This is a genomic window from Merdibacter massiliensis, assembly GCF_900155395.1.
GTDB classification, from domain to species: domain Bacteria; phylum Bacillota_I; class Bacilli_A; order Erysipelotrichales; family Erysipelotrichaceae; genus Merdibacter; species Merdibacter massiliensis.
This window is the reverse complement of record NZ_LT699715.1, coordinates 1-5,894: the sequence shown is the minus strand read 5'-3', so window position 1 is coordinate 5,894 and position 5,894 is coordinate 1. Positions and strand designations below refer to the sequence as shown.

Here is a 5,894-nt window from a genome sequence, read left to right as displayed (position 1 = left end):
GTTTGTTTAGCTCATTTCTTACGCTTCGCTTTTCTTTGCTAGCGTCTTTTCTTTTCTTATCCGGACTTGCGTCCTTCTTCTTTTTTTTGAATTGACGTTTCTCTGTTTGGTTTTCAAAGATCGAGCTTGCTCTCCGCAAGCGCTCGTTTATATTATCACCCATCTTTTACATTGTCAACACTTTTTATCTCTTTTTTTTACTTTTTCTTCATTTTTTTGTTTTTAAGATTTTTTTAAAGGATGTATTACTTATTCTTCTTGCTTAACTGCAAGTACTTTTCATATAAGTGATCGATCTCTTCTTTATCAAAGGGAGATTTCTGCAAAGCAATATCATTCAATACATGTTGCAATCCCTGATGAATGACCACATCCAATTTTGCACTGTACTGCATCTGACGGCTATGTGCCGCATATTCATCTTCATCCAATATGATAAATTTTCCATTTGGGAAGATCTTTACATCCAGATCATAATCAATATTCTTGATTGCTTCTTCATCCACTAAACTGGGCGATGCTATATTACAATAGTAATGAACGCCGCCTTTACGGATCATACAGATCACATTATACCATCGATCCGGATAGAAGAAACAAACTGCCGGTTCTTTTGTGACCCATCGTCTTCCATCCGATTCTGATACGAGCGCATGATCCGTAACTGCAACGATTCGCTGATCATTTGCTTCAATGACATAGCCTGTCGCCCAAGTACGATGAAGAGAACCATCATGTTTAAAACTCTGTATATAAACGCTGTCTTTTTCTTTGAGCTGCATAGAGCGTTCTCCTTTCCGTGTGCAGAATATTATAACATCTTTCTAACTTTTCATACAGTCTAAGCTGAATTATGATACACTAAAGCAAGAAAGGAATGAGCAGCGATCACTTGCTGCCTATAGTAATGATATGGACGACAAAAATCAATTTTACCAAGGATTATCCAAACAACTGAATGCTTTACTACAAGACGAAACTCAGTCTGTTACCATTTACGCAAATGCTTCTGCATTGTTATACCAACTATTGCCAGATGTAAGCTGGGTCGGCTTTTATTTACACGATGCAGAAAAAAAAGAATTATACTTAGGTCCTTTCCAAGGAAAACCTGCCTGCATGCACATCCCTCTTGGAAAAGGAGTATGCGGCACTGCTGCTTCAACGCTTACCGTACAACGAGTGGCCGATGTCCATCAGTTTCCAGACCATATCGCCTGTGACAGCGCAAGCAATTCCGAAATCGTGCTGCCGCTGATAAAAAAAGAACAGCTGATTGCTGTTCTGGATATTGATTCTACAGTTTTTGACCGTTTCTCAAAAGAAGATGAAGAAGGATTGATCAAAATTTGTAAAGATTTAGTCACTTTGCTGTGAATGATAACAAATACCGGCAACGCTATTCGCTTCATGCGCTGAAAAGAATGTGATCCGCGCATACCCGAGATAGGAATAAGAAATAGTTTTTCTTTCTTCCATCATCTCCTGCACCTGATCTAATTTTTCTGTATTCATTCGGTAATCAAGCACATCTTTCCAAAAGAGAGATGTGTTTTTTTCTAACGGCAAACGCCGGATACATACAGGCAGAAAATGCGAACGATACTTTGCCAGAGCATGGATCGAAGCTTGTTCAAACGAACTTCCCAACAACAATACATAACCATTCAATTCTTCTAGCCGCCCTAAAGGAGACTCTTCATTTAACGCAAAGTGCAACGGATGCCGGCGGCAGATCACTTTTGCATATTTTCCCCATGCCGCAAAACTATAAAGAGGATGATTTGAACGCACGACCCCATCATTGCGTAAAAATTGCTGAACAAAAGGATCGCCTTGCGCAGGTATAGATAACTTAGGATGATAAGGAAGCGCATTACGCCGTATTTCTTCCCAGCTGTCATAAGGAAACGGGCAATTCTCCACACTAGCCGGATCTAAAAGTTCCGGAGTAAAGGCAGGAGTAATGATCGTCCCCTCATAACCAACAATTTCCATCAAAGCTTCGATCAGAGCTTGTTCGCCTCCAACAACATAAGGCAAGCGTTCACTATCTACTTCCACCAACAGAACCATACCTCTGGACAATCCAATCAATCGCAATTCTTTGATCAATTCCTCTTTTGTTAACAGCGGGCTCTTTGCTTTATCTGTATCAACGGTATAATTTTTCATTTACAATTACCTCTGCCTCTATTTTATCACATTCTTCCAACTTACCAATCTGTAAAATCGTTATTCAGCAAAATGCCAGACACCATCTTCTTTGCCCGTTACATCATCTTTGCTCAAAGATGAGGAAGCAAACACATACACGATCATGTAGCCGTCCTCATTTTTGGCCAGCTGGTAAACAATGATATCCTCTCCATGCAATGTCCAAGCAACTACATTTTCTTCTACGATTTTATAATAAACATCTTCCGGATAGAAATCAGACGCAATGCGTTGAACCAGTTCTTCCATAGAGAGGCCTTCATTTATTTCTCCAATATCTTCTTCATAGAAAACATTTGTTATCTCCTTCATTTGTTTTTGAATTTCTTCTATTTGTTCGGGGAAAAGATCAGGTTTTTCTTGCAGATAAGCATCTATCTTTTCTTGCATCTCTCCAAGTTCTTCATCCTTACCCTGCCATTGATCTTCTAAATTACTTGTTTTATTTTCCTGCTGCAAAAAGAAAGAGAGCCCCGCACCTATGCCAAGCACCATCCCCACGATGACCAACGGCAGCAGCACTCTATGCAGCCGATAGGTTCCTCTTTCCTTCTCATCTGCTATTTTCCACAATAAAGATGAAATAAATAAAGCAGTCAGCAAAAGAACAGACAGAATGATAAAGAAATGAAAACGTATATCAGCAGCTAACAACAGCATATAAAACAATACTTGAATCAGCAGCCATATGAAAATGAGCGTCGGCTCCCAGACGCGGCGCACTTCTAATTTTTCATTAATCATACGATGGGCATTGACAGTGAATGTATTTTTCCCGCCTAAAGAAGCTAACAACATCAAAATTTTCAAAGCACTTTGTCCTTTTTTTGAAATTGGTCTTGGATTTTTCGGAAATATTGCTCCCATCAAGAAAACAACGATTCCCATGACAATCTGAAACAAAGAACAGGCCACGATCAAATACCCATGCTCCCCGAACAGCTGTTCCTGTCGAACGATCATGACTATTCCTTCCACTAACAATAAAATAATTGTCAAAACATTCAATTGATGCAATATCTTCTTCATCTTCAATCCCCTGTTATTTCAATGTTATTATATCCCTTTTTCATAACAAAAAAATAGACCTATCATACATCATCGTATGGTAGGCCCTTTTCCAATCAAACCATTTGCCGGATCAATCTAACGTTAATGATACCTTCGCTATTTTCAATTTCTTGAATCGTATGCATATCTACTTCATCATCTGTTTCTACGATCGTATACGCATAATCCCCTCGCGCTTTATTCGCCATTGTCTCGATATTAATACCATATTGCCCCAATAGAGAAGATACTTTGGCAACCATATTCGGTACATTGCGGTTAATGATGCAAATTCGATTTTTCGCCGCCTTTTCTACGCTTAAAGCAGGAAGATTCACAGAATTGCGAATATTTCCTGATTCTAAATATTCCCGAATCTCTTCGACCGCCATTCTTGCACAATTATCTTCGCTTTCTGGTGTAGAAGCTCCTAAATGCGGTGTAATGATCACATTTTCTTGTTTCAACAATGCCTCACTAGCAAAATCTGTTACAAAAGCTGCTACTTTGCCTTTTTCTAGCGCATCAATCAATGCTGTTTCTTCCACAAGTCCATCTCTTGCGAAGTTTACGATCCGCACTCCGTCTTTCATCTGTTCAAATGCTTCCGCATTCAGCATATTCTTCGTAGAGTCCAGCAGAGGAAGATGCAATGTCACATAGTCACATTCCTCAAAGATCGTCTTTAACTGCGTGATATGGTGTATACGCGCTTTCAATGTCCACGCTGCTTTCACAGAAATATAAGGGTCATATCCATAAACATCCATTCCTAAGGCTGCAGCTGCATTTGCTACTTGTACACCGATTGCCCCAAGTCCGATAACACCCAGCTTTTTGCCCATGATCTCCGGACCGGCAAATTGACTTTTTCCTTTTTCGACCGTTTTTCCAATTCCTTTCGGATCCAGCGTCTTAACCCATTCAATTCCTTTGACGATCTTTCTGCTGGCAAGCAAAAGTCCTGCAATCGTCAATTCTTTTACAGCATTTGCATTCGCTCCCGGTGTATTAAAAACAACGATTCCCTGCTCACTGCATTTTTCTAAAGGTATATTATTCACGCCGGCACCTGCCCGCGCAATACATTTTAAAGATTTAGGAAATTCCATTTCATGCAGGTTTGCACTTCTTACCAAAATAGCATCATAATCTGTGAAATGTTCCCCCGTCTCATAGAGTGTGTCATCAAATTGTTGCAATCCCACTTTTGAAATCTTATTCAACAACTGTACTTTCATCTTATTTACCTCCATTTGTCGCTTCAAACGCACGCATGAACTCTATCAAATGTTCTACCCCTTCTATAGGCATGGCATTATAAATGGAAGCTCGAATACCGCCAACCGCACGATGCCCTTTCAAATTGCTCATGCCGGCACGAATGCTTTCACTGACAAACAGCGCATCTAACTCTTTGCTCGGCGTTGTAAAAGTAACATTCATCAGTGAACGATCTTCTTTTTTTGCGGTCGTGATATAAAAGTCACTTTGGTCTAAATAATCATATAAGAGCTTTGCTTTTTTCTCATTGCGTTCTTGCATCGCTGCTAAGCCGCCTTGTTTTTTTATCCACTCCAATACCAGTCCCAAAATATAGATAGCATATGTCGGCGGTGTATTATACATCGAATCTTTATCTGCCATCACCTTATAGTTCAACATAGTAGGAGTTCTAGCTAATGTATTTCCTAAAAGATCTTCTCGAACGATCACCACTGTAACACCTGCAATCCCCATATTCTTTTGTGCACCAGCATAAATCAGACCATATTTTGATACATCAATTGGTTTCGATAAGATATCACTGGACATATCTGCAACAATCGGAACACCGTTGGTTTCTGGTACATAATTCCACTCTGTTCCATAAATCGTATTATTATGGCAGAGATAAACATAATCTGCATCTGGATGTAAATCCAATTGATCCTGCTTTGGAATATAACTGAATTTGTCTTCTTCACTGCTGGCTGCTACATGAATCGCACCATATTTTGTTGCTTCTTCATAAGCTTTTTTCGCAAAATGTCCAGTAATGATATAATCCGCACATCCGCTATGCAATAAATTCATAGGAATCGCAGCAAACTGTGTACTGGCTCCTCCCTGCAAAAACAGTACTTTATAATTATCCGGAATCTGCAAAAGCTCTCTTAATCGTCTCTGCGCATCCTTTATAATTGCATCGTAGGTACTCGAACGATGACTCATCTCCATCACAGACATTCCGCTGTCTTTATAATTCAGCATCTGTTGGGATGCTGTGCGCAAAACCTCTTCCGGTAACATACTTGGTCCTGCTGAAAAATTGTAAATTCTTTTATCCGCCATCATCGGCACCTTCCTTTCTTCTATCTCTTTTTAAAAGAGTGTGCATATAGTATAACACATTCTTTCATAAAATTGGAAATAATTTTCATATTATGCTATGAAAGTTGTTTCAAGAAGATGTAATTCTCTTTGATACAGCAACAAATCCAGTTTAAGTAAATACAAAAAAAGAGGCTGTAACGAATAAGGAATAGCCAAAAATAAAAAATGCATCTGATCTCAAAAGAGAAAGGATGCATTTTTTTGGTATAATTTAGCTATGAAAAACATCGAAGTGTTAGAGCTAAATAATT

General features: G+C 39.1%; 6 protein-coding genes. 1 reads left to right on the top strand and 5 read right to left on the bottom strand.

What is annotated here, in order from left to right; translation table 11 throughout:
• Nucleotides 1-245 precede the first annotated feature (245 nt).
• On the bottom strand, nt 246-782 hold the full coding sequence (locus tag BQ9859_RS02780; RefSeq protein WP_075876757.1) for a DUF402 domain-containing protein: 537 nt from the start codon (nt 780-782) through the stop codon (nt 246-248).
• 130 nt (nt 783-912) lie between these two features.
• Between BQ9859_RS02780 and BQ9859_RS02775 the strand changes: the two genes are divergently transcribed.
• Nucleotides 913-1,377, top strand: coding sequence for a GAF domain-containing protein (locus BQ9859_RS02775; protein WP_075876756.1), 465 nt, complete (start codon nt 913-915; stop codon nt 1,375-1,377).
• Here BQ9859_RS02775 and BQ9859_RS02770 read toward each other — a convergent pair.
• The 4 genes from BQ9859_RS02770 to serC form a co-directional block, all read right to left on the bottom strand.
• Nucleotides 1,360-2,175, bottom strand: a complete 816-nt coding sequence (locus tag BQ9859_RS02770) for an AAC(3) family N-acetyltransferase (RefSeq protein ID WP_075876755.1) — start codon at nt 2,173-2,175, stop codon at nt 1,360-1,362. The two genes, BQ9859_RS02775 and BQ9859_RS02770, sit on opposite strands and share 18 nt — an antisense overlap.
• A 60-nt stretch (nt 2,176-2,235) precedes the next feature.
• Entirely contained in the window at nt 2,236-3,246 is a 1,011-nt protein-coding gene (locus BQ9859_RS02765; protein ID WP_075876754.1) for a hypothetical protein, read from the bottom strand.
• Between the two features lie 95 nt (nt 3,247-3,341).
• Complete coding sequence (locus tag BQ9859_RS02760) at nt 3,342-4,508, bottom strand: phosphoglycerate dehydrogenase (RefSeq protein ID WP_075876753.1); 1,167 nt, start codon at nt 4,506-4,508, stop codon at nt 3,342-3,344.
• A gap of 1 nt (nt 4,509) precedes the next feature.
• Nucleotides 4,510-5,601 carry a 3-phosphoserine/phosphohydroxythreonine transaminase gene (serC, locus tag BQ9859_RS02755; RefSeq protein WP_075876758.1) on the bottom strand — a complete coding sequence of 364 codons (1,092 nt, stop codon included), beginning with the start codon at nt 5,599-5,601 and terminating at the stop codon, nt 4,510-4,512.
• Nucleotides 5,602-5,894 lie beyond the last annotated feature (293 nt).